Source organism: Croceicoccus sp. (genome assembly GCF_983967925.1).
This window is the reverse complement of the sequence record NZ_CFETID010000024.1, coordinates 24,357-48,318: the sequence shown is the minus strand read 5'-3', so window position 1 is coordinate 48,318 and position 23,962 is coordinate 24,357. Positions and strand designations below refer to the sequence as shown.

General features: G+C 62.9%; 20 protein-coding genes and 1 tRNA gene. 15 read left to right on the top strand and 6 right to left on the bottom strand.

Features of this window, described 5'->3' with window-relative positions; translation table 11 throughout:
* Window positions 1–24: 24 nt before the first annotated feature.
* Together AC4FIJ_RS13100 and ald are read right to left on the bottom strand one after the other, a co-directional pair.
* A tRNA-Leu gene (locus AC4FIJ_RS13100) sits at window positions 25–111 on the bottom strand.
* A 129-nt stretch (window positions 112–240) separates the two neighbouring features.
* On the bottom strand, window positions 241–1,368 hold the full coding sequence (ald, locus tag AC4FIJ_RS13095) for an alanine dehydrogenase (protein ID WP_490337158.1): 1,128 nt from the start codon (window positions 1,366–1,368) through the stop codon (window positions 241–243).
* Between the two features lie 207 nt (window positions 1,369–1,575).
* Here ald and serS point away from each other — a divergent pair, with 207 nt between their 5' ends.
* The 7 genes from serS (at window position 1,576) to AC4FIJ_RS13060 (ending at window position 8,854) form a co-directional block, all read left to right on the top strand.
* Window positions 1,576–2,868, top strand: a complete 1,293-nt coding sequence (serS, locus tag AC4FIJ_RS13090) for a serine--tRNA ligase (RefSeq protein ID WP_490337157.1) — start codon at window positions 1,576–1,578, stop codon at window positions 2,866–2,868.
* The gene (gene surE, locus AC4FIJ_RS13085) at window positions 2,868–3,644 is read left to right on the top strand and encodes a 5'/3'-nucleotidase SurE (protein ID WP_490337156.1); all 777 of its coding nucleotides are present in this window, start codon (window positions 2,868–2,870) and stop codon (window positions 3,642–3,644) included. The genes serS and surE overlap by 1 nt, the downstream gene beginning before the upstream one ends.
* Window positions 3,634–4,734 (top strand): potassium channel family protein, encoded by a 1,101-nt coding sequence (locus AC4FIJ_RS13080; protein WP_490337155.1) that lies wholly within the window; start codon window positions 3,634–3,636, stop codon window positions 4,732–4,734. Before surE ends, AC4FIJ_RS13080 begins: the two co-directional genes overlap by 11 nt.
* Before the next feature lie 151 nt (window positions 4,735–4,885).
* Window positions 4,886–6,922 carry a TadE/TadG family type IV pilus assembly protein gene (locus AC4FIJ_RS13075; protein ID WP_490337154.1) on the top strand — a complete coding sequence of 679 codons (2,037 nt, stop codon included), beginning with the start codon at window positions 4,886–4,888 and terminating at the stop codon, window positions 6,920–6,922.
* A gap of 4 nt (window positions 6,923–6,926) precedes the next feature.
* A complete protein-coding gene (locus AC4FIJ_RS13070) occupies window positions 6,927–7,418 on the top strand; it encodes a TadE/TadG family type IV pilus assembly protein (protein WP_490337153.1) in 492 nt (163 codons plus the stop codon).
* 2 nt (window positions 7,419–7,420) lie between these two features.
* Window positions 7,421–7,843 (top strand): TadE/TadG family type IV pilus assembly protein, encoded by a 423-nt coding sequence (locus AC4FIJ_RS13065; RefSeq protein WP_490337152.1) that lies wholly within the window; start codon window positions 7,421–7,423, stop codon window positions 7,841–7,843.
* Between the two features lie 246 nt (window positions 7,844–8,089).
* Entirely contained in the window at window positions 8,090–8,854 is a 765-nt protein-coding gene (locus AC4FIJ_RS13060) for a Crp/Fnr family transcriptional regulator (protein ID WP_490337151.1), read from the top strand.
* Window positions 8,855–8,864: 10 nt separating this feature from the next.
* On the opposite strand, the gene hmgA is transcribed toward AC4FIJ_RS13060, so the two are convergent.
* Genes hmgA through phhA form a run of 3 tightly spaced genes read right to left on the bottom strand, consistent with a single transcriptional unit; the run spans window position 8,865 to window position 12,178 of the window.
* Entirely contained in the window at window positions 8,865–10,175 is a 1,311-nt protein-coding gene (hmgA, locus tag AC4FIJ_RS13055; RefSeq protein WP_490337150.1) for a homogentisate 1,2-dioxygenase, read from the bottom strand.
* Window positions 10,176–10,200: 25 nt separating this feature from the next.
* On the bottom strand, window positions 10,201–11,307 hold the full coding sequence (gene hppD, locus AC4FIJ_RS13050) for a 4-hydroxyphenylpyruvate dioxygenase (RefSeq protein WP_490337149.1): 1,107 nt from the start codon (window positions 11,305–11,307) through the stop codon (window positions 10,201–10,203).
* Complete coding sequence (gene phhA / locus AC4FIJ_RS13045) at window positions 11,300–12,178, bottom strand: phenylalanine 4-monooxygenase (protein ID WP_490337148.1); 879 nt, start codon at window positions 12,176–12,178, stop codon at window positions 11,300–11,302. The genes hppD and phhA overlap by 8 nt, the downstream gene beginning before the upstream one ends.
* Before the next feature lie 103 nt (window positions 12,179–12,281).
* Between phhA and AC4FIJ_RS13040 the strand changes: the two genes are divergently transcribed.
* Window positions 12,282–12,746: an Lrp/AsnC family transcriptional regulator gene (locus AC4FIJ_RS13040; protein WP_490337147.1), complete on the top strand. Its 465-nt coding sequence runs from the start codon at window positions 12,282–12,284 to the stop codon at window positions 12,744–12,746.
* Between the two features lie 42 nt (window positions 12,747–12,788).
* Here AC4FIJ_RS13040 and AC4FIJ_RS13035 read toward each other — a convergent pair whose 3' ends face one another.
* The gene (locus tag AC4FIJ_RS13035; protein ID WP_490337160.1) at window positions 12,789–17,552 is read right to left on the bottom strand and encodes an NAD-glutamate dehydrogenase; all 4,764 of its coding nucleotides are present in this window, start codon (window positions 17,550–17,552) and stop codon (window positions 12,789–12,791) included.
* 671 nt (window positions 17,553–18,223) lie between these two features.
* On the opposite strand from AC4FIJ_RS13035, the gene AC4FIJ_RS13030 reads away from it, so the two are divergent.
* The 7 genes from AC4FIJ_RS13030 (at window position 18,224) to AC4FIJ_RS13000 (ending at window position 23,957) form a co-directional block, all read left to right on the top strand.
* On the top strand, window positions 18,224–18,469 hold the full coding sequence (locus AC4FIJ_RS13030; RefSeq protein ID WP_490337146.1) for a Flp family type IVb pilin: 246 nt from the start codon (window positions 18,224–18,226) through the stop codon (window positions 18,467–18,469).
* Between the two features lie 148 nt (window positions 18,470–18,617).
* On the top strand, window positions 18,618–19,487 hold the full coding sequence (gene cpaB / locus AC4FIJ_RS13025; RefSeq protein WP_490337145.1) for a Flp pilus assembly protein CpaB: 870 nt from the start codon (window positions 18,618–18,620) through the stop codon (window positions 19,485–19,487).
* Window positions 19,488–19,491: 4 nt separating this feature from the next.
* On the top strand, window positions 19,492–20,880 hold the full coding sequence (locus AC4FIJ_RS13020) for a type II and III secretion system protein family protein (protein WP_490337144.1): 1,389 nt from the start codon (window positions 19,492–19,494) through the stop codon (window positions 20,878–20,880).
* Window positions 20,870–21,169 carry a hypothetical protein gene (locus AC4FIJ_RS13015; RefSeq protein WP_490337143.1) on the top strand — a complete coding sequence of 100 codons (300 nt, stop codon included), beginning with the start codon at window positions 20,870–20,872 and terminating at the stop codon, window positions 21,167–21,169. The genes AC4FIJ_RS13020 and AC4FIJ_RS13015 overlap by 11 nt, the downstream gene beginning before the upstream one ends.
* A 33-nt stretch (window positions 21,170–21,202) precedes the next feature.
* Entirely contained in the window at window positions 21,203–22,795 is a 1,593-nt protein-coding gene (locus AC4FIJ_RS13010; RefSeq protein WP_490337142.1) for a pilus assembly protein TadG-related protein, read from the top strand.
* Window positions 22,792–23,301: a TadE/TadG family type IV pilus assembly protein gene (locus AC4FIJ_RS13005; protein WP_490337141.1), complete on the top strand. Its 510-nt coding sequence runs from the start codon at window positions 22,792–22,794 to the stop codon at window positions 23,299–23,301. The genes AC4FIJ_RS13010 and AC4FIJ_RS13005 overlap by 4 nt, the downstream gene beginning before the upstream one ends.
* A complete protein-coding gene (locus AC4FIJ_RS13000; RefSeq protein WP_490337140.1) occupies window positions 23,298–23,957 on the top strand; it encodes a TadE/TadG family type IV pilus assembly protein in 660 nt (219 codons plus the stop codon). Before AC4FIJ_RS13005 ends, AC4FIJ_RS13000 begins: the two co-directional genes overlap by 4 nt.
* The last annotated feature ends 5 nt before the right edge of the window (window positions 23,958–23,962 follow it).

The window sequence follows — 23,962 nt, the reverse complement described above, 5'->3', positions numbered from 1 at the left end:
TTGGGAGAACGTGAGAAGAACAAATGGTGCCCAGAAGAGGACTCGAACCTCCACGCCCTTGCGAGCGCCGCCACCTGAAGACGGTGCGTCTACCAATTCCGCCATCTGGGCACATGTGCGAGGCGGCCAAGTGCGCCGCTGCACGGTAGGAGCGCGCAACTAGGGCGCGGCTTGATTCGTGTCAATGGCCCCTTCGCCAAAAACGTTCGGGAAATTGACGCGCTCCTTCAATTCCTTCGTTCAGGCCAGAATCCGCTCCACCGGCACATATTCATAGCCAAGCTCTTCGGCCACGGCGCGGTAGTTCAGCTGGCCGGCATGGACGTTCAGCCCCTCGGCCAGATGCGGATCGCTGCGCAGGGCATCGCGCCAATCGCCCGCATCGAAAGCCGCCGCGATGCGCAGCGCATGCGGCAGGGTGACATTGTTGAGCGCATAGGTGCTGGTGCGCGACACCGCACCGGGCATGTTGGCGACGCAGTAATGCACGATTCCGTCGACCACGAAGGTCGGGTCGTCGTGGGTGGTCGGATGCGACGTTTCGAAACAGCCGCCCTGATCGATCGCCACGTCGACCAGCACCGCGCCGGTCTTCATGTCCTTCAGCATCTCGCGGCTAACGAGCTTCGGCGCGGCCGCGCCGGGAATCAGCACGGCGCCGACGACCAGATCGGCGTCGCAAACGACCTCATGCAGGTTCGCCTTGTTCGAAAAGCGGGTCTTGGCGCGGCTCTCGAAATACATGCCCAAACGTTCGAGCTGTTCAGGGCTGCGGTCGAGGATGGTGACATCCGCGCCCATGCCCACCGCCATCTGCGCCGCGTTCCAGCCGACGACGCCGCCGCCGATGACCGCGACCTTGCCCGGCGCCACGCCCGGCACGCCGCCCAGCAGCGTGCCTCGACCGCCATGCGCCTTTTCCAGCGCGGTCGCGCCGGCCTGAACGCTCATGCGGCCCGCGACCTGGCTCATCGGCTTCAGAAGAGGCAGGCCGCCGCCCGGGCCGGTCACGGTTTCATAGGCGATGGCCGTCACGCCCGACTTTATAAGATCGGCGGTCTGCGCCGGATCGGGTGCGAGGTGAAGATAGGTATAGAGGATCTGCCCCTCGCGCAGCATCGCGCGTTCCGCCGGCTGCGGCTCCTTGACCTTCACAACCATGTCGCAGCTGGCGAAGATCTCCTGCGGACCATCGACGATGCGCGCGCCCGCCTGCACATAGGCCGCGTCATCCGCGCCGATCCCCAGCCCGCCGCCAGTTTCGACAAGCACTTCATGGCCGTTCGAGACGAGTTCGGTCACGCTCTCGGGCGTCAAACCGATACGATATTCGTGGTTCTTGATTTCGCGGGGCGTGCCGATGCGCATGGTGTGCTCCGTTGCAGTCGGAAGGTTGGAATTGCCGCCCCGATAGACCCGAAACGCGTACCAGATCGACAGGTTTCAGCCTGCTTTCATCAAAATTGCCCAATATGTCCTTTCGCGCCGAACCGGGCATCGCCGCATCGCTTTTGCGCGCAAGATTTATTCCCCACTGGACAGGGCCGACCCGCTTTCGCCATAGCCGCGACCAACATGCACGATATCCGCCTTGTCCGGGACGACCCCGAAGCTTTCGACGCTGCCCTCGTGAAACGTGGGGCCGAACCCGCATCCGCCAGCCTGCTTGCGCTGGACGAGGATCGCCGCGTGCTGCAGACCCGCGCGCAGGAAGGGCAGAACCGCCGGAACGAGGCTTCGAAAGCGATCGGCAAGGCGATGGCGCAGGGCGACAGCGACACCGCCGAGGCGCTGAAGGCCGAGGTGGCGCAGCTTAAGGATACGCTCCCTGCGTTGGAGGTGGAGGCCAAGGAAAAGGCCGACGCGCTCGACGCGATGCTGGCTGCGCTGCCCAACCTGGCCGCCCCCGACGTACCCGACGGCGCGGACGAGAACGATAATGTCGAGATTGCCCGCTGGGGCACGCCGCGAGAGTTCGACTTTCAGCCGAAGGAACATGCCGATTTCGGCCCCGCGCTTGGCCTCGATTTCGAGACGGCGGCGGCTATCAGCGGCGCACGCTTCACCTTTATGCGCGGACAGATGGCGCGGCTGAACCGGGCGCTGGGCGCGTTCATGCTGGACATGCAGGGCGCGGCGGACTTCACCGAATGCAACCCGCCGCTGCTGGTGCGCGACGAGGCCGCCTTCGGAACCGGGCAATTGCCCAAGTTCGAGGAGGATCTGTTCCGCACCACCGACGGCCGCTGGCTCATCCCCACCGCCGAAGTGTCGCTCACCAATGCGGTGAACGGCCAGATCCTCTCCCACGACCAGCTGCCGATGAAGCTCACCGCCCTCACCCCCTGCTTCCGCAGCGAGGCGGGGTCGGCGGGGCGCGATACGCGCGGGCTGATCCGCCAGCACCAGTTCGAGAAGGTGGAACTGGTCGCCATCACCGCCCCCGACCAGTCCGAGCAGATGCACGAGGACATGACCCGCGCCGCCGAGGCCGTGCTGGAAGCGCTCGAGCTGCCCTATCGCAAGATGCTGCTGTGTGCGGGCGACATGGGCTTCAGCGCGCGCAAGACCTATGATCTGGAAGTATGGCTGCCGGGGCAGAACGCCTACCGCGAGATCAGCTCGATCTCGAACTGCGGGGATTTCCAGGCACGGCGGATGAGGGCAAGGTTCAAGCCGCTCGATGAGAACGGCAAGCCTTCGAAGAAGACCGAATTCGTTCACACGCTCAACGGTTCGGGCCTGGCCGTGGGCCGCACGCTGGTCGCCCTACTGGAAAATTATCAGCAAGCCGACGGGTCGGTTACCATCCCCGCCGCGCTGCATCCCTATACGGGCGGCCTCACCAAGCTGGAGCCTGGCGCCTGATGCGTATCCTGCTGACCAATGACGACGGCATCCACGCCCCCGGCCTCGACGTGCTGGAAGCGATCGCGCGCGAGATTTCCGACGACATCTGGATCTGCGCCCCCTCTGAGGAGATGTCGGGCGCGGGCCATTCGCTCACACTTACTCGCCCGGTGCGCCTGCGCCGGCACGGCGAGCGGCGCTTCTCCGTCACCGGCACGCCGACCGATGCGGTGACGATGGGACTGCGCAAGGTGATGCCGGAGAAGCCCGATCTGATCCTGTCGGGGGTCAATCGCGGCGCGAATCTTGCCGACGACATCACCTATTCGGGCACCGTGTCCGCCGCACTGGAAGGCGCGCTGGCGGGCGTGCGCTCGATCGCGCTCAGCCAGGTCTACAGCCACGAGGCCGCCGGTGAGAACGTGTCCTTCGCTGCCGCGCGGGCCTGGGGCGCGAAAGTGCTTCGCCCGCTGGTGGGCATGGATTTTTCCGACCGCACGCTGATCAACATCAACTTCCCCGCCCTGCCTGCCGAGGATGTGCAAGGCATCCGGGTGGTCCGGCAAGGCTTCCACGACTATGGCCGCGGCACGCTGGTCGAGAGCACCGATCCGCGCGGCTTTCCCTATTTCTGGTTCGGCCTCGAACCGATCGAGCACACGCCGGGCCACGAAACCGATCTGGAAGCGGTGCAGGACGGCTTCATCGCGGTGACCCCGCTGCAGCTCGACCTGACGCATTACGCGTCTCTGGACCGGCTGGCGGGACGCTTCGCGGACAGCAATGGCGGATGACGTAGACCTTCTGGACAAGGCGCAGCCCGAAAGCGCCGCGCAGCGCCGCCGGCGCGAGCGGTTGAGGTTGCACCGGCCGCTGCGCCGCCGGGTGAAACTGCCGGTCTGGGCCGATGTCTTCATCCGGCTGGGCGCGGCGATCGCGCTGGTGTTCTTGGTCGTGCTGATCCACTGGTGGGACCGCACGGGGCTGGTCGACAATGTCGATGGCCATGTCAGCTTCCTCGACGTGGTCTATTTCACCATGATCTCGATCACCACCACCGGCTTTGGCGATATCGCGCCCGTGTCGGACAAGGCGCGGCTGGTCGAGGCGGTGATCGTGACGCCGATCCGCTTTGCCGTGATCTTCATCTTCGTCGGCGCCGCCTATAATTTCGTGATCAAGAAAAGCTGGGAGAAATGGCGCATGGCCCGTATCCAGGAACGCCTGACCGACCATTACGTCGTGCTGGGCTTTGGCGTATCGGGTTCGGAAGCGGTGGGCGAACTGATCGCCCGCGGCTGCGATCCCGAATGCATCGTCGTGATGGACAATAGCGAGGAACGCCTCGCCCTTGCCGAGCGGCTGGGGTGCAACGTGATCCAGGCGGATGCGACGCGCGACGATTCGCTGCGCGACGTGCGGATCGACCAAGCGGCGACCGTGCTCGTCAGCGCGGGGCGCGACGACGCCTCGATCCTGATCGTGCTGACCGTGCGTCACCTGGCGCCCAAGGTGCCAATCACCGTCGTCATCCGCGCGGCGGACAATGAATTGCTGGCCAAGCAGGCGGGCGCGACCAATGTGATCAACCCTGTCCGCATGACCGGTCTGCTGCTGGCAGGCTCGGCCAGCGGGATGCATGTTGCCGATTACCTTGCCGATCTTGCTTCGGTATCGGGCCGGGTCCAGCTTGTGGAGCGCGAGGCCAAGCCCGAGGACATTGGCAAGCCGCTGCGTCATCTGGGCACGGGCAGCATCGGGGTTCGGCTTTACCGGCAGGGGCGCGCCATCGGCTATTGGGAGCCGGAAGCCAATGCGGTCGAACAAGGCGACATGATTGTCGTTATCCGTCCGACTCCCGACATGGGCGAAGGCGTTCTGTAAATACGCATCTTTGCAGATCGGATTTTTAAGTCTTTTTTTAATACTGTCATCATAGTAACAGTAATTGTTTGGTGGGTAACAGGTTTTTATCGGAATCTTTACTACAGCGCGAAAGAGGTTGTGAAGGGTTGGCGGGCTATAACCCGCAGCCATGGAACCCGCACGCTCCGCCTCGTTTCGCCGCTTCGTCGCTCGTCTGCGCGACGACAGGCGCGCATCCGCCACCACCATCGTGGCGCTCAGCCTGCCTGTCGTCATTGGCGCGGTCGGCCTCGCGTTCGACATCAATCGCGGTTACGGCCAGCGGGTGATGAACCAGCGCGTTGCCGACATGGCCGCGCTGGCCGCCGCGATGGAATATCAGCGCGATGACGCTGTCGACATCGATGCAGTCGCCGGTGTCATCGCGATGGCGAACGGGCTGACCGGTGCGGTCGTCGATGCCGAACTGCTTACCGACTTCCCCAACGAAGGCGAAACCGCGGTCGAGGTTACGATATCGCGCGCGGTGCCCTTCGCGCTCGCCTCGGTCCTGGGCTTCTCGGGAAGCTATACGGTGACGGCTGACAGCGCGGCGATCGTCTCGGCACAGGCCAGCTATGCCACGCCCTGCTTCCTTGCGCTCGATTCCGGCAATGCGTCGCTGGTCGTCAGCGGCGGCGCGTCCATCATCGCGCCCGATTGCTCGGTCGCCGCGATCGGTGATCTTGACCAGAAGGGCAAGTCGATCGCGGCCAGCGACATTATTTCTGGCACTGGCAGCATCACGCTTAATTCCGGGTCGCTGGTCGCCAATTCGCTGCGCTATGGGGGCAGCCTCAACGTGCCGCAGTGGAATAGCGCGCTTCCCCCGCCGAAGGACCGGCACAATGTCGCGACCGGCCTTGCCGATCCGTGGGAAAACAACACCGAACTGCTGGCCGCCGCGGCCCAGATCGGCGATGCCGACCCGCTGCCCGCGCTTAGCGATCCCAGTACGCCCAACGGCGCCAATTACGACTTCTCGTGGAGCCCCAACAGCTGGGCCGCGCCCTATCGCGTCGGCAACACCAATGAATATCGCCTTCCCAAGAAGAACTACACGATCAAGAAATTTACCGTTGGCGGCGGGATCAAGGTCACGTTCGAGGCAGGGTCGGTCATCACGATCTCGCAAGGCTTTACCAACGGCGGCGGATCGACGGTCGATTTCGGAAACAGCGATCTCTACGTCAACGGCGGATTCGATACCGGGTCGGGCGGCGTCACCATCGGCAATGGCGTGCTGTGGATCGGATCGGGCACCGCGTCGTTCAAGGGCACGAACAAGAAAGGCGACGGCGACGTCATCATCAATGGCGACGTATCGCTGGGCGGCGGACATTACTTCGTCGCTGGCAAGGGCAATCACAGCTTCAAGTCGCTGACGCTGGGCGGCGGTGGCAACATGCTGCTGGGCGATGGCGACCTGATCGTTGCCGAAGGCATCAAGATCAACGGCAACAGCGAGCTGAATGCCGGCGACGGCGAATACAATATCGGCGCCAGCAAGCAGGGCTATGCGATCAAGCTGGAGGGCAGCGCGCGCATGTTCATGGGCGACGGTGCATTCTCGGCCCACGGCGATATCGACACGCAGGGCGGCAGCGCCATCGTGTTCGGAGAGACGAACAACCACTACATCGTGGGTGATCTGAAGATCGCGGGCTCGGCATTCTTCGGACCTGGGCGATACACGATCGACGGCGATTTCGAAAACGGCACCGGCGGCACCGTCTGGCCGCAGACTTCGACCCTTAATGGCGAGCAATATGGCAGCTGGGGTTCGGGTTATGACATGGCAGGCTATGACGTCAGCTTCTTTGCTGCGGGCACGCTGAATCTGGCAGGCGGTGCCAAGACAAAGCTGCTGGCCGCCACCAAGTCGGTTATGGGCGGAGAGATCGGGACGCTGCTGTTCCACTCCGACACCAGCAGCAAGGCGAGCTGGACCGGCGGATCGGGCAATATCTTCAGCGGCGTGGTCCACCTTCCCAATACCGAAGTCTCGATGACAGGCGGCAATTCGACCAGTGGCGGCGGCGCATGCTTCATGTTGATCGCCGGCAAGATCAAGGCCGCTGGCGGCGCGGTCGCGGGCAGCGCATGCGTGTCGTCGACCGAGGACGGTGGCGGTTCCGGATCCACCACGGTCAAGCTGGTGAAATGACGCCATGAAGCTGTTTCGCCAGATCCGCTATGATGCAAGCGGTGCCGTCGCGGTCGAATTCGCGCTTTGGACCGTCGGGCTGTTCCTTCTTGTCGCGGCGGGCCTCGATTTCGGGCTCTACTACATTCAGCGCAGCCAAGTGGACGAATCGCTGTCGGCCACCGCGATCAGCGCGTTCGATTCGCGCAGCAATGTCGCCTTCACCACGCTTCCCGCCTATGCCAGAGCCCTGTCTGGCGACAATGCTATGACGGTGGCAGTGAAGTGCAACGGCGTTGCGGGCAGCTGTACCAATCTTACGCGCACGTGTTCCTGCCTCAACAGCGACAACAGCTATACGGCGCAGGCCTGCGGGACGGTGTGCACCGCCAATGGCACCAGTGCGGGATATTATCTGACACTCGACGCCAGCACGAATTTCAGCTCGGTCATCGTCCCCAGCGCGGTGGTAGGCGGCGGCAAGATTTCGCGCAGCACGACATTGCGGCTGGAGTGACCATGCTGAACCGACTCTTCAAGGACCAGCGCGGGGCGGCCGCGATCGAGTTCGCCTTACTGGGGCCCACGCTGGTCCTGATGCTGTTCGGCCTGATCGAAACCGGGCGCCTGTTCTGGACGCAGCACACGCTGGACGAGGTCGCCTATTCGACCGTGCGCTGCATGTCGATCTCCACCCAATGCGACGACCAGACCGCCCAGCAGGATTTCGCGATCAGCCGCGCGGGATCATACGGCATCACCATCGCAGCCGCCGATGTCGCGGTGCAAAGCAATACCACCTGCAAGACCTTTGGCAGTTCCAACAGGGTGGTGATCGACGCCGGATTCAATTCGGTGATGCACAATCTGGTCCCTCAGTTTCCTGCCGTGATCGAAGCCGAAGCCTGCTTCCCCAGCCTTGCCGGCGCGGCGACCCCATAAGGCGCCCAGCCCGCCATCTTGCCAGAGAACCCGGGTAAATCACTGCGAATTCAATCGTCTTCCCTGATATGCAAAGCCCTCAAGGTCGATCATGGATGCAAGTGCAAGATCGCTTACTTGAAAACATTGATTTCGGACTGTTCAAAGCAGACTGATACAATTATTGCATTGCTTCTGGACTGATCCACAGATCGAAGATGACAGCGGGGGCGGTACTTACCATAGTGTAAGTCCGACAGGTGGGGTATGAATGGTTCGCAGAGTGCCTTTCTAAGGCAAGAGAGTGAATTCCGCAGCGCCGACACCGACAAGGATGCGGCCATCGTTTCCTTTGTCGGCCGGATCGGGCAGTTCGGCCAAATCGCCGATGCAGCCGTGCTTCACCCGGCAGTCGATCGCATCGGCGTGATGCAACGCGATCAGCCGATCTGGGCCGAGCAGAACCATGCCGACAGGATCTTCGTTGTCGACACGGGCTTCGCCTTCGCCTTCAGCCTGTATCCCGACGGACGCCGCCACATCGGCGACATCTTCGCCGCCGGCGCGATTTGCAACTGGTCCAGTGTGTGGGGCGGCATGCTGATCGAGAATGTGACCTTCAAGGCGCGGTCGCGTCTCGTCGTGTTCAGGCGCGATCGTCTGCTGGAAATCGTGGCGGAGCAGCCCGAGTTGCACGGCGCGATCGAACGTCATGAGAATGCGCGTTGCCATCGCAGGCAGCAGCGTTGCCGTGGCCTGATCGCGCTGCCCGCCATGGACCGGCTGGCGCTGACCCTGCTCGACATTCAGGACGAGTTGCGCGCTGCGGGCGGCGACGATGAATGGATGTCCCTTCCGCTGACCCTGCGCGAACTGGGCGATCTGACGGGGCTGACAGACGTCCATATCTCGCGAACGCTTCGCAAGCTGCAGGACAGCGGCTTTATCGAAAAGCGCGGCAAGCGGTTCCGCCTTCACGCCGACCCCGGCATAAAGGCGGCGCTCGACTACCAGCACTTCTTCGCAGGCTGATCCAGCCCGGTCAGCCCTTGGCGCGCGGCAGTTTCGCCTTGGGAAAATCGCGCCAGCATTCGTCGTAATCGGTCTGCCGTTCATCCAGCTCCAGCGCGACGCTAGTGGGCGCGATGACCCACCGGCTTTCGAACATGAAGGCCAGCGTGTCGTCCAGCTTCACCGGGGCGAGATCGGCCTCCATCGCCTTGCGGGTGCTGGCCGCATCGGGGCCGTGGCCGTTCATCTGGTTGTGCAGGCTGGCCCCGCCCGGTTCGAAGCCGCCTTTTCCGTCACCGGCGCCCTCCTTGGCGTCATAGACGCCGTGGATCAGGCCCATGAACTCGCTCATCACATTGCGATGGAACCATGGCGGGCGAAACGTGTCCTCGGCCACCATCCAGCGCGGCGGGAAAATCACGAAATCGCAATTGGCCGTGCCCGGTGTGTCGCTCGGGCTTGTCAGCACGGTGAAGATCGACGGATCGGGATGGTCGAAGCTGACCGTGCCGATGGTGTTGAACCGCGCAAGATCATAACGCAGCGGCACGCTGTTGCCATGCCAGGCAACGACGTCGAAGGGTGAGTGATCGAGGGTTGTCTGCCACAGATGACCCTGGAATTTCTGGACGAGCTGAAAACCGCCCTCATCGTCCTCGAACGAGGCCACCGGCGTTTCGAAATCGCGGGGATTGGCAAGGCCGTTCGATCCGATGGGGCCAAGATCGGGCAGGCGGAAGGGCGCGCCATAGTTCTCGCAGACATAGCCGCGCGCAGGGCCATCCAGTGAAACGCTGAAACGCATACCGCGCGGGATCAGCGCGATATGCCCGGGCGGCACCGCAAGCAGCCCCATTTCGGTCCGCAAAGTCAGAACGCCCGTTTGCGGGACGATCAGCAATTCCCCGTCCGAGAATTGCAATGCGCGCCGCTCCATCGACCGGTTTGCGGCGTAAAGATGCACACCAATGCCCGCGCCGGTCCCGGCATCGCCATTGGCGGCATAGGTCACCAGACCGTCGAGCCAGTCCGTCGGCCCATCCGGCATCGCCAATGCGCTCCAGCGAAGCCGGTTTGGATCGACCGGGCCCGCAAGCGGCGCGGTCATCAGCCGTGACGCATTGTCCAGACGTTCGAACGGCGGATGGCTCGCCGCCGGACGCAGGCGATAGAGCCATGACCGTCGGTTTTCGGCACGCGGCGCGGTAAAGGCCGTGGTCGAGAATTGTTCGGCATAGAGGCCAAAGGCTGGCCGCTGCGGGCTGTTGCGCCCGATCGGCAGCGCGCCGGCAATCGCCTCGCTGGCGAAATGATTGCCGAAACCGGTCATATATCCGGACATCGCCCGCTCTCCCGTCAGGCCGCGATCAGGCGTTTTCGCCCGGCTGATCCACCTTCAGCGTGCCGCGGCGCACCTGGTCGCGCTCCATGCTTTCGAACAGCGCTTTGAAATTGCCTTCGCCAAAGCCCTCGTCGCCCTTGCGCTGGATGAATTCGAAGAAGACCGGACCGACATTGGCCTCGGCGAAGATCTGCAGCAGCAGGCGCGGGCTGCCGCCCTCGGTCGTGCCGTCGAGCAGGATGCCTCGGGTCTTCAGCTCCTCGGTGTTTTCGCCGTGGCCGGGCAGGCGCTCGGTCAGCATCTCGTAATAGGTTTCGGGCGGGGCGGTCATGAAGGGCACGCCCGTCTGCTTCAGCGAATCCCACGCTGCGATCAGATCGTCGCAGATGAAGGCGATGTGCTGGATGCCTTCGCCGTTGAATTCGCGCAGGAATTCCTCAATCTGGCCCTTGCCGCCCTCGCCTTCCTCGTTCAGCGGAATGCGGATCTTGCCGTCGGGCGCGGTCAGCGCCTTGGACGTCAGGCCGGTATATTCGCCCTTGATGTCGAAGAAGCGGATCTCGCGGAAGTTGAAGAGCTTTTCATAGTAATCGGCCCAATAGGCCATGCGCCCGCCATAGACATTATGCGTCAGATGATCGATGCGCTGGAAGCCGGCGCCCTTGGGATGCTTGTCGACACCGGGCAGATAGTCGAAGTCGATGTCATAGATCGACATGTCGCCGCGCTCGGCGCCTTCATAGCGGTCGACCAGATAGATGATCGCATTGCCAATGCCGCGAATGGCGGGCAGGCGCAGTTCCATCGGGCCGGTTTCAAGCTGGACGGGCTCCGCCGAACGGTCGAGCAATTCCTCATAGGCGCGGCGCGCGTCCTTGACCCGGAATGCCATGCCGCAGGCGCTGGGGCCATGTTCGCGGCTGAAGAACCAGGCGGGCGAGCCGGGTTCGTAATTGGTGATCAGGTTGATGTCGCCCTGCCGCCACAGCTGCACGTCCTTGGAGCGATGGTTGGCGACATGGGTAAAACCCATCGCCTTGAAAACCGGCTCCAGCACGCCTTTTTCGGGTGCGGAGAATTCGACGAATTCGAATCCGTCGAGGCCAATGGGGTTTTCGAAAAGGTCAGTCATGGGTCGCGTCCTCGCGTAAATCGGTAAGTTGGATAAGCGTGTCGCCGTCCTGCGGGCGGTCGGCGGGCAGCGGATCGGTCTCCCGGTATCTTTCGTAGATCGGACCGAAATCCAGATCGACGAGGCCGGTGATCAGCTGGCTGAGATCGTCGATGACAAAATAGGTGCTCTGGAAACTGTCGATGGCATAGGCGGTGCGCATGATCCGTACGGGATCGAAGCCGACACGCAACACATCGGGATCGGTGGTCGAAAACACAGTCTCGCCTGCCGAGGACACGATGCCGGCCCCATAGGCGCGGATCTCGCCCTTTTCCCTGATCAGCCCGAATTCGACCGTGTACCAGTAGATGCGCGCCAGCATGGGCACCGCATCCATTGCCCGCGCCCTTTCCCCGGCTGCGCCATAGGCGGCCATGAAATCGGCGAAGATAGGGTCCAGCAGCATCGGTACGTGGCCGAAGAAGTCGTGGAACACGTCGGGCTCGACCAGATAGTCCAGCTCGTGCTCCTCACGGATCCAGCGGGTCACCGGGAAGCGCCGATTGGCGAGATGGTCGAAAAATATCTCGTCTGGAATGAAGCCGGGTACCGCAACGATGCGCCATCCGGTCGCCTCGCTCAGAACAGCGCTCGCCTGTTCGAAATCGGGGATGCCGTCCGCACAGTCCAGCCGCTCCAGCCCGTCGAGAAAGGCGCGTGCCGCGTGTTTCCGGGCGAGCCCGACCTGCCGCTCGTAAAGACGACGCCAGCGGTCATGCTCCGCGTCGGTATAGGCACCGTGATCCTGCGGCACGGCGTAATCCTGTGCCGCATGCGTATAGTCGCCGCGCAATTCGTTCGAGCTATTGGCCGATCCGGGTTTCTTCATATCTGTATAATACCACACGAGCCGAACGGTTTCCGTGCTAAGATTCGCCGGAAAAAGCCCGCCTTTGGTGGAATCGACCAAGATTTCGCGCTATAGTGGCGAAATGGCTCGTCTCGACACTTATGACAAGCGGATCATCGCCGCCCTGCAGGAAGATGCCCGCATGCCCATCGCAGCGGTGGCGGAACGCGCGGCATTGTCCGCGACGCCCGTCAGCCGCCGTGTAAAGCGACTGGAGGATGACGGGGTCATCGCGGGATACGCCCCGCTGCTCGATCCGCGCAAGCTGGGGTTCGAGCTTGAGGCCTATGTGCTGATCAATCTGAAGTCGCATTCGGACAAGACGATCGCACGTTTCGAAACGCTGATCCGCGAGCATCCCTATATCGTCTCATGCCACGCGGTGACGGGGGACATGGACTATATCCTTCGCGTCATCGCCCGCGATGTCGAACATCTCTCGCAGATCACGCTTAAGAATCTGGTGCGCATGGAAGGCGTGCGTGACGTCAAGTCGATCATCGCACTGGAAGCGATCAAGGAAAGCCGGGCGCCGCCGCTGGAATAGGGCCAGGACGGCGCCCGCGCGTTTCGCTGAATTTTCAAGATGTCAGCGCATCAACATGTTGCGCGCCTGGCTTGCGATCTGGGCCAGCATGGCGGGCGCGATGGTCGGTGCTGACTTGGCGCGCCCGATCATGGCGCGGAAGCGCCGGATCGCGGCTTCGCGTTCGCCCGCCCATTCTTCCACGGCGCCCAGAGGATCGTCCTTGGCCTTCTTGGCGCGTGACAGGTCGCGGAGGAAATCGAGGCGCATCTGCTGAAAATCGCGGGAAAGACCCGCGACCAGCAGACGCTCCCATGGATCGGACGGGGCCATCAGCGCCGCCGTCGACTGCGCCCAGTGCAAGCCCATCTGATCGCCAAGCCGCGTGAACGCATCTGTCAGCATGCGCGGATCGATCCCGGTTTCCGATGCCAGCTGGGCAAGACCCACCGCACCGTCGAGGTCGAACAATCCGGCGACACGCTCGGCCTCAGGAGTCGGCACGCCTGCTTCGGCGAAGCGGTCGAGCAGCTTCTGCGAATTCGCCCGCGCCTCCTCGGCCAGCAATTCGCGCGTATCGGTGGCAAGCGAGGCAACATGCCCGTCCAGCCGGTCCAGCGTGCGCGAAGGCCTGACCTGTCCCGCGCTGGCCCGCAGCACGTCCGCCATGTGACCACGCACCGCATTGGCCATGTAATCGAGCAGGAGCAGGCGGGCCGGTTCGGCCATGGCGGCGCTTTCGACACTGTCCCAGCATTCGTCCAGATCAAACAGCTGCACCGCGACGGCGAAGGCCGCGGCGACCTCTGACAACGGGACACCTTCCTCTTCCGCCAGTTCGAACGGGTGGACGATGCCCAGACGATTGACCACGGCATTGGCAAGCTGCGTGGCGATGATCTCGCGCCGCAGGCGGTGGCCCGCGATCTGCTTGCGGAAATCGCTGCGCATCGGCTGCGGGAAGGACGCGAACAGAAGGTCCTCCAGCCCCTCGTCATCGGGGAGGGACGACTCTTCGATATCGGCTTGCAGACGCAGCTTCGCCGAAGAGAGCAGGACGGCCAGTTCGGGCCGGGTCAGTCCCCTGCCCTCCGCCGCGCGGCGCGCGAGGGTTTCGCTGTCCGCCAGCCCTTCGGTCCGCCGGTCGAGGTCGCCGGTTTCCTCCAGCATTTCGATCACGCGCAGATGGCTGGCCGTGGCATGCGACGCGCCGCGCTCCGCGACCGACAAGGCAAGCGCCTGCAGACGGTTGTCCTCCAGCACGATCTCGGCGACCTCGTCGGTCATCTCGACCAGCAGGGCGTTGCGCCGTTCCTCCGACAGACGCCCGGCCCGGCGCGCGGCGGCGAAGGCGATCTTGATATTCACCTCGTTATCCGAACAATCGACGCCCGCCGAATTGTCGATGAAGTCGGTATTGATCCGCCCGTCGTTCAGTCCGAATTCGATCCGCGCGGCCTGCGTGATGCCGAGGTTCGCGCCCTCGCCGATCACCTTCACGCGCAGATCGCTGGCGCTGATGCGCAAGGCGTCGTTGGTGGGATCGCCGACCTGCGCATTCACCTCGTGGCTGGCCTTCACATAAGTGCCGATGCCGCCGAACCATAGCAGGTCGACCGGCGCAGAAAGGATCGCCGCGATCAGACGATCGGGCTCGATCTCGCTGTCCTCGACGCCCAGTGCCTCGCGCGCCTCGGCCGACAGAGGAATGCGCTTCATCGTGCGCGGGAATACGCCGCCGCCCTTGCTGATCAGGTCCTTGTCGTAATCGTCCCAGCTGGAATGCGTCAATTCGAACAGGCGCTTGCGCTCTTTCCAGCTCTTGGCCGCATCCGGATCGGGATCGATGAAGATGTGCCGGTGGTCGAACGCGGCGACCAGCCGGATCGCCTTGGACAGCAGCATGCCATTGCCGAACACGTCGCCCGACATGTCGCCGCAACCGACGACGCGGATCGGGTCGGACTGCACGTCCACGCCCATTTCGCGGAAGTGCCGCTGAACCGAAATCCACGCACCGCGGGCAGTGATGCCCATCGCCTTGTGGTCGTATCCATTGGATCCGCCGCTGGCGAAAGCATCGTCGAGCCAGAAGCCGCGATCCTCGGCAATCGCATTGGCAACGTCGGAAAAGCGCGCCGTGCCCTTGTCGGCAGCGACCACGAAATAGGGGTCCTCCCCATCGCGGCACAGGACGCCTTCAGGATGAACGACCTTGTCGTTGACGATATTGTCGGTGACCGACAGCAGCGTGCGGATAAAGACCTGATAGCTTGCCTGGCCCTCGGTCGCCCAGCCGGCGCGGTCGCGCGAGGGATCGGGCAATTGCTTGGGATAAAAGCCGCCCTTGGCGCCCGTCGGAACGATCACGGCGTTCTTCACGCGCTGCGCTTTCATCAGGCCCAGGATCTCGGTGCGGAAATCGTCGCGCCGGTCGGACCAGCGCAGACCGCCGCGCGCGACCTGTCCGGCGCGCAGGTGCACGCCCTCTACCCGCCGCGAATAGACGAAGATCTCGCGCCACGGCACGGGCTTTGGCAGGCCGGGAATCAGCGCGGATTCGATCTTGAACGCCAGCGCCTCGTTTGCCGCGGGGGCAAAGGCATTGGTGCGCAGGATCGCGTCGACAAGGCTCTGGTACTGGCGCAGCAGCCGGTCGTCGTTGATCAGCTCGACCTTCAGCAGCGCGGTGCGGATTTCCTCGCGCGCATCGGCGGCGGCTTTTTCGCGGTCGCCCTTGAAGTCCGGCTGGTGGCATGCCCGGAACAGCGCCAGCAGATTGCGCGCGATGTCGGGATTGCGCGCCAAAGTGCCGACCGCCGAGACGATGGTAAAGCCAAGCCCGCCCTGCCGGAAATAGCGATACATCGCGCGCAGCCAGTCGGTCTCTGCCGCGCTAAGGCCTGCGGAAATCACCAGCCGGTTGAACTGGTCATTCTCTGCCGCATTGTTGAGCACGGCGGCGATCGCCTGTTCGATGATCTCGGCACGCTCCAGCAGATCCTGCGTGGACTCGCCTCCGGAAAGGCCCAGACCGAAATCGTGGATCGTGCCCAGCTTGCCATCGTCCAGCGGCGTCGGAATTTCCGACATGACGCGAAAGCCGAAATTCTCCAGCGCAGGCACCGCGTCCGACAGCGGCAATTGCCCGTGCTGCTGATACACTTTCAGCCGCAGCGGCTCCTCGTGAGTCGCGTCGTGGTGATCGGGGCAATAGAGGCGGACCGCGCGGGCGGGCGGGGCATCAGCCACCGCGCCTTCGTCCCCGGCGCTGATATTGTGCAGGCGGGCGATGTCGCGCGCCGCTTCGGTCGCACCGTAAAAGCCGCGATAGGACGCGGGAAAGCTCTCGGCATAGCGGGCCGAGATGGCGGGTGCGCGGGTGCTGTCCTCCAGCTTGGCCAGCTCGCTTTCGACCGCTTCGCTCCAGCCGCGCAGCATCACCTGCAATTGCGCGTCGAGCGCCTTTTCGTCGAAGTCGCCCTCGATGGTCCGGATGTCGAGCACAAAGCGGATCATCGCCAACGCCCCGCCCTCAATCTGCACGCTCCAGTCCAGCAGATCCGCACCGATCGCGTCGTGCAGCATCGAGAGGATGCGCAGCCGCACCTCGGTCGACATCATGTCGCGCGGCAGCCAGACAAAGGCGAACAGATGGCGGGCCAGCGGCGCCTCGACCAGGGTCAGGCGCGGGCGCGGACGGTCGGCCAGGCTGGTCATGGCGGTGGCGACGCGTTCGATGTCGCGTTCGGAAAAGCCGATCAGCAGATCGTGCGGCAATTCGGTCAGCGCGTGCACCAGCGCCTTGCCGGTATGCGCACCGCTGTCAAAACCCAGCCGGTCCATCATGTGCGACAGCTGCTGGCGCATGCGGGGCACGCGATCGGGCGGAGAGGCGAGGCCCGCGCTGGTCCAGATGCCTGCGTGGACCGACAGCGCCGCGACCTGCCCATCCTCGATCAGCGGGACGATGAACAGGTCGACCGGCACGCGGCGATGCACGCGCGACACCGTATTGGCCTTGACGATCAGCGGCGCCTGACCGCGATTATTGCCGCCCGGATCGTCGAACCATGCAAAGGCGCGTTCGAACGAAGCGGGGGCCAGTATGTCCTTCGCGCTCTTACGGCAGATGCCCATCTTCTGGGTGAACGACCCGTCGCGCTTGCAGGTGACATGGCCCAGCTGCGTCAGCATGTCGTCGGCCAGCCAGCTCAGCAGCGCCGCGCCTTCGGGATCGGTGATGCGGCCCGCGTCCTCAAGCATGGCGGCCTTCATGCGGGGCCAGTCCTCGACCGCGGCGCGCACGTCGGCAAGCGTCGCGCGGATGGCCGAGACCATCTCGCGCCGCGCCTTGGCATCGACGCGGGCGGTTTCGATATAGATCATCGATTCGCGCACTTCGCCGGCGCCGTTCGCGCCGACCAGCTCCTGCAAGGCGCCCTCTCCGTCGCGGCGGACGGGGACGACCGGGTGCAGCAGACGGTCGATGACCAGCCCCTGCCCGGCCAGCGTAGCGGCGATGGAGTCGACCAGGAACGGCATGTCGTCGTTGATGATCGCGATCCGCATCATGCGGTGGGGTTCGGTGGCGGTCCCGACCTCGATCACCGGCTCACCCGCGTCGCGGTCATGCGCGGCGGCGAGGATATAATCGGTCACCACATCCATTTCGCCGTCGGACAGAGGCGGATCGCCCGCCAGCAGCGAGGCGCGGATACGCGCGGCCAGCGCGTCCTTGTGCGCCTTGCTCGCTTTCGAATTGTTCTTCTGGCGCGTGCCGGTCTTGGCCTTTGCGGCTTTTCCGGCCTTGGCTTGGCTTGCCATCATGTCCCTCTCTTGCTCACGGTCCCGGTGCTTTCGATACAGACCGGACCGCCGTTCGTTCCCGTTTTGCCGATATGCGCGGGACTCTGTGGTTGGATAGGCCGGATTTGCGACGGTGCAGTTTCAAATGCAACGACGTTTCGCCGTTATCCCTCGGCGCGTCGACGAGCCCCAATGAAAGCCCTGCGAGCGAGACACTGACAATACTGTAAATAATCGAGTCGCGGCGATCGAGCTGGTAAATAGACAGGGTTAATGCCCAAATATCGGCGCAATTCCGTGCCAACCCGGCACAGGGTTTCCGGCATATCCTTTGAAGCTGACGCAAGACATTGAATCAAATATCTTTTTTTAGACACCTGACGAGCGATTTCATAATTCTAACGAAATGACAGGACTTGTTAGCTTTATTAAGGGTCAAGTATCTGAAAAACATCGCAAAGTGTTGGGCGCGGGATAAAGATTGACGAAGTTTAACGCCGGGCGCAGATTTATTGACATTCCAGTGGGATGCGTGGGGCGCGGCCTTGCGGGAACGGTCTGCGAGAGGATGCAGCCACCCGGGGCGTGCAAGCCCGCTGGAATGGGGGGCAACCGGAAATAGAGGCCGGCATCCTTCATAATTTTGCCAAACTGCGCTTGGGTCCAGATTGACCTAGAGGGGTATGAACATGAAGACTTTCATCAAGAATTTCATCGCTGACGAATCGGGCGCCTCGGCGGCCGAATATGCTCTGATCATCGCCGTTGTCGGCGTGGGTATCGGCGCTGCTGCGCTGGTGCTGGGCGCGAACGTTGAGAGCGCTATCGGAAACTCAGCGAACGAGATAGATAATTGCAACAAATCAGGTGGTACTGCTGGCCAGTATAATGCAGCTGGCACAAATAAGTGCCCGGGCGGCACCACCGCTCCCTAATCGTACGTTTGGAAGCCCCGCTTCCTTTCATGGCGGCGGGGCTTTCCCACTCCCAAATCGGGACAGTAGGAAGTCCTTCACTTTTCTAAGTTAACAGTACTTGTTACATAAATGACGAATCAATCGCGGCTGAGGGGGCGCGAGGGGGATGGCAGGACGTAATCTGATATTTCTGGCGGTCGCGATCGGTCTTGGCCTGATCGCCGTGGTGCTCGCCAACTCCTATTTCTCTGGGGTTGAGGCAGAGCAGGAACGCATCGCCCAGCAGAACGAAGTCGCCCGCATCGTGGTCGCGACGCAGCCGCTGGACTTCGGCACCGCGCTCACCACCGAAAACACCCGCATGCAGAATTTCCCGGCCAATTCGGTCCCGACCGGCGCCTTCTTCTCGATCGACGAGCTGGTGCAGGGCGGACAGGTCGCGATCCGGCCCATCGTGCCGGGCGAACCCATCCTTGCCGACAAGCTGAGCGGACGCGCCGTGCTGTCCGCCAACCTGCCTGACGACATGCGCGCCGTGTCCTTCCCGGTCAACGCCACCACCCAGGTCTCGGGCTTTGTGCGCCCGGCCGACGTGGTCGACGTCATGCTGACCCGCGGCGAAGGCGACGACCGCGTGGTCGAGGTGATCATGGAAAGCGTGCCCGTCCTTGCGGTCGACCAGGTCGCCAGCGAAAGCGCGACCGAACCCGGCGTCGGCGGAAACGTGACCGTCATGGTCGACCAGTTCGATGCGCAAAAGATCACGCTCGCCCGCCAGCTGGGCCAGCTGAGCCTTGCCCTGCGCAATGTCGAGAATACCGAACCGGGCCCCGGCATCGCTGTATCGGCCCGCGACATCGGCAGCGGCTATCGCGCGCCGGTTCGCACCGCCTATGTCGAGGCCGCGCCATCGGCGCCCGCACCGCGCGCTCCGGCCGCGGCACCGGCGCCCGCTCGTCCCAGGGGGCCGAGCATGACCGTGGTACGGGGAACCGACACGGCCGACTATTCCGTAGACCGCCTTGGGGGGAGGTGATCTCATGCGTAAACATTTCATGATGGCTGCACTGGCAGCGGCGACTGCCCTGCCCCTTGCGGCTCCGGCAATCGCACAGGACTATGGCCTCCACGCAGGCGGGCTGGAAGTTCCGATCAACAAGAGCCAGGTCGTCACCAGCGACCGCGCCATCAGCCGCGCCATGGTCGGCAGCGCCGAGATTGCGGATGTGCTGCCGATCTCGGACCGCTCGATCTATGTGCTGGGCAAGTCGTCAGGCACGACCAGCCTGACGCTGTATGACCGCAATAATCAGGTCATTGCCGTGATGGATGTGACGGTCGGCCCGGATGTCGACGGCATCCGCGGCGAACTGGCTGCGCTGATGCCGGGAGAAGAGGTCAACGCGCGGCTGTCGGCGGGATCGGTGATCCTGTCCGGTTATGTCAGCGACGCGGGCGCGGCCAGCCGCGCATCGCGTATCGCCGAGGCGTTCGCAGGCGATAAGGTGGTGAACCTGCTGTCGGTCGGCGGCAGCCAGCAGGTGATGCTGGAAGTCCGCTTTGCCGAGGTGAACCGCAATATCGGCAGCCAGTTTGGCGCCCGCGGCGTGGGCATCAGCGACAGCGGCAAGTTCGGTTTCGCCATCGGCCCAGGTGCTTCGGCAACCGATGGCCCGGGTGGTGGCACCAATCTGGGCGTCAGCGCGATCGACAGCGCGTTCGGCATTATCGGTACGCTGTTCAACATCGGCGACGTCAATATCGAGGCCTATCTCGACACTCTGGAAGGCAAGGGCCTTGCCAAGACACTGGCCGAACCGACGCTGGTCGCCCTGTCGGGAGAGCCTGCATCGTTCCTGGCGGGCGGCGAATTCCCGATCCCCGTCGCCGGCGGCGCGGGCGGAAACGCCGATGCGATCACCGTCGCGTTCAAAACCTTTGGCGTCAGCCTTGCGTTCACGCCGACGGTATTGGGCAACAATGTCATCAACCTGATCGTGGAGCCGGAAGTCAGCTCACTGGATCCGTCGGCATCGGTGACGATCAACGACATATCGGTACCGGGCCTCCAGACGCGGCGAGCCAGCACCACGCTGGAACTGCGCGACGGCGAAAGCTTTGCGATCGCGGGCCTGCTGCGCGAGGATATGACGACCACGGTGTCGCAGATGCCGCTGCTGGGTTCGATCCCGATCCTCGGCTCTCTTTTCCGGTCGAGCGAGTACCAGAAGGGCCAGACCGAACTGCTGATCGTGGTTACCCCGCGCCTGGTGAAGCCGATCCGTCCGGGCCGGGTGAACCTGCCGACCGACCGGGTCGAGGATCCGGATCCGCTCGATGTTCATCTGGTCGGCGACGACTATCAGCCCGTGCCGCTTGCGCCAACTGCGCCCGCCGCAGCCCAGGAGGTTCCGGACTATGAATATTAAACTCTTCATCCTGCCCGCTGCGGCGGCGCTGACCGGCGGCTGCTCGTACTATGGCAGTCAGGAAGCGGGTCCGTTCGATCCGGCGGCTTTCGGGGAAGCGAACCGGCAGGCCTATGCCGCGATGATCGTCAATCCCGACCCCGTCTATGACGAGGACATGACGTACTCTGCTGAAATCGCGAACGAAGCCGTCGAGGCCTATCGCGCGGGCGAAGTCGAAGAACCCGAAGTGCAGACCCAAAGCGGGCTTCAGGGCCTGAACATGGGCGGCGGCGGCGGCGGCACCTGATCCGCAGTGCATGCGAGATGATGGCGAACAGAGATGCAGGAGCATATTCGCAAATTCGGATCTGATGAAAGTGGCGCAGTCGCGGGCATTTATGCCGTCGCGCTGATCGGCCTGATCGCAGTCGGCGGGGTGGGTTTCGATTATGCCCGCATGGCTGGCATGGATTCCGAACTGCAGAACGCGGCGGACCAGGCAGCACTTGCGGCGGCGACGCAGTTGGATGGTCAGGATGGAGCCTGCGCAAGGGCTGACGATGCGGCGATCAACCTGCTTTCGAACATAACGCTGCTGTCGAACGACGGTTCGGGTAATCAGGTCACGATCAATTCGGGTGGCGCTGCCGCGACGGGAAGCGACCAGTGCAATGACCGCGGTCACATCGTATTTTACAGCTCCTATACCGATCCCGACACGTTCACCGTCTCAACATCAGACGAAACAACCAAGATCGTGAAAGTCGCAGTCGATTCGCGCGCGGCGCGCTATGCCTTTACCCCCATTGTCGGGGCAATTTTTTCCACGATGTCAGCGAGGGCAGTCGCCAGTCTGGGATCTTCGGTATGCAATACGCCGCCCGTAATGATCTGCAATCCGGCGGAAAGCACGGATCCGAATTTCGACGGTCTCTACCGTGGAAAAGGTGTTCGCCTTGTATCCGTTGGTAGCGGCGGCGGCGGTTGGGTGCCTGGCAATTTTGGCTATTTGCGGACCGGTTACGGCAATGGCGCGAATGACCTGCGAATGGCGCTTGGTTGGAACACACCGCCGGGCGAGTGCATCGAGACGACCGGTGTAGACACCAAGCCTGGGGCAAATACGTCTGTAACTGATGCGATCAATACGCGTTTTGATATTTTCGATCAGGGCCAGAACTGTCCTACCGGTGGCACATGCTCGCCATCGCTCAACTCGGTGAAGGATCTGATCAAGAAGGCCGGCACTACCGGTAACGCCTGCTCTTTGGGCACCCAAGGCTGGGATCTTGCGCCCGAAGCTGACCAATATCTTCCCGCTTCCGTCATTCCGCTGACTTCCGGCTCCGCCATGCCAAAGGTGATGGGATATCCCCGGGATATCTGTCACGCCGTTGCCGATACCACGGGCGGGCATTGCAGCTCTCCGGTTGGGAACGGAACATGGGATCGCAATGCCTATTTCAAAGTCAATTACCCCAGTTGGGGATGGGGAAGCTGGACCACAAACACTGGCCTGCCATCCGACGCCACGCGCTATGACGTCTATCGCTGGGAGATGGAGCACGCCGGAGACACTGTGGTAGGTGAAACCGTACTCGGGAACCGCCAAGTAAGCGGGAACGGGGGCAATGCTCGTTTCAGCCATGGTGCAGCGCAATGCCGTACACCCATTACGCCTACCGAAGTTCAGCCTGACAGGCGCAAGATCACCGTAGCCGTCATCAATTGCGTAGCCGAAGGCGTGAACGGCAGTTCAACCAACGTCCCGGTGACGAAATGGATAGACGCATTCCTTGTTGAACCCTCGGTCAACCGCCCGCGTACGCATCAAGGCGACGTTTATATCGAAGTGGTTGGCGTCACCACCCTCGGCGGCGGTGGCGAAGTGGGACAGGCTGTCCGCAAGGACAAGCCTTACCTGATCGAATGATCGCGCGCCTGCGCCATCTGCTTCGCGACCGGCGCGGGGTTGCGAGCGTTGAGTTCGCGCTGATGACACCGATCATTTTCGCACTTATGTTCACGGCGTTCGAAGGGGGGCACTACCTCTGGACCGAACACAAGGTGATCAAGGGCGTAAGGCAGGGTGCACGCTATGCCGCCCGCCTTCCGTTTGCGAGCTATGACTGCTCTACGACGACGCCTACGGGGACGACCGCCATCCCACTCGACAATATAAAGAATGTCGTTCGTACCGGCATTCCCAGCGGACAAGCCTTTCCCAAGGTCAAGGGCTGGACGAATGGCGACATCACCATCACCGTCAGCTGCAATTCGAGTTTCGACAAGGGCCTCTACAGCAACACGACCGGCGGAGCACCACGTGTACTTGTCAGCACGGTGGTCACCTACCCCGCGATCCTCGGTTTGCTCGGCTTTGACACGAGTAACGTGAAGGTTCGCGCGCAAGCGCAGGCTGCGGTTGCGGGCGTATGAGACTATGGCGCTCAGTTCGCCGGTTCGGCAGCGACACTCGCGGCGCTTCAGCCGTCGAATTTGCGCTGATCGTGCCCGTCATGATCCTGTTCCTTCTGGGCATTATCGACGTCGGAAGGTTCATCTGGAACACCAACGAAGTCGAAAAAGCCGTGCAGATCGGAACGCGCTGGGCGGTGGCGACCGATATCATCCCAGGTGACGATGCCGCCAACGGTCTCAAGAATTACAGCTACGCCATCAGCGGGGGCATCCCGCAAGGCCAAACCGTACCTAAAACGCCGTCGGGTGCAGGGGGGCAGTCTTTCCCCGGCGTTACGTGCACCAGCACGGCGGCGGGTGCCGTGACATGCACCTGCAAGGCGAGTTGCCCGTTCAGCACCACCACTACTGGCACGTCGTTTACCAATATCGTTGGCCGAATGAATCAGATTTACGGCGGAATCGGCAACCAAAACGTGCAAATCGATTACGACTGGTCCGGATTGGGATACTCCGGAGATCCCAATGGCTCGGATGTTGACCCTCTGGTAACAGTCACCGTTAAGAATGTGGCCTTTCGCCCGATCTTCCTTGCGGGGATTTTCAACTTTGGCCTCCCCGATCTCAGCTACACGCTGACGATGGAAGACGGGGAAGGCGTGTATTCAAACTAGGTTGT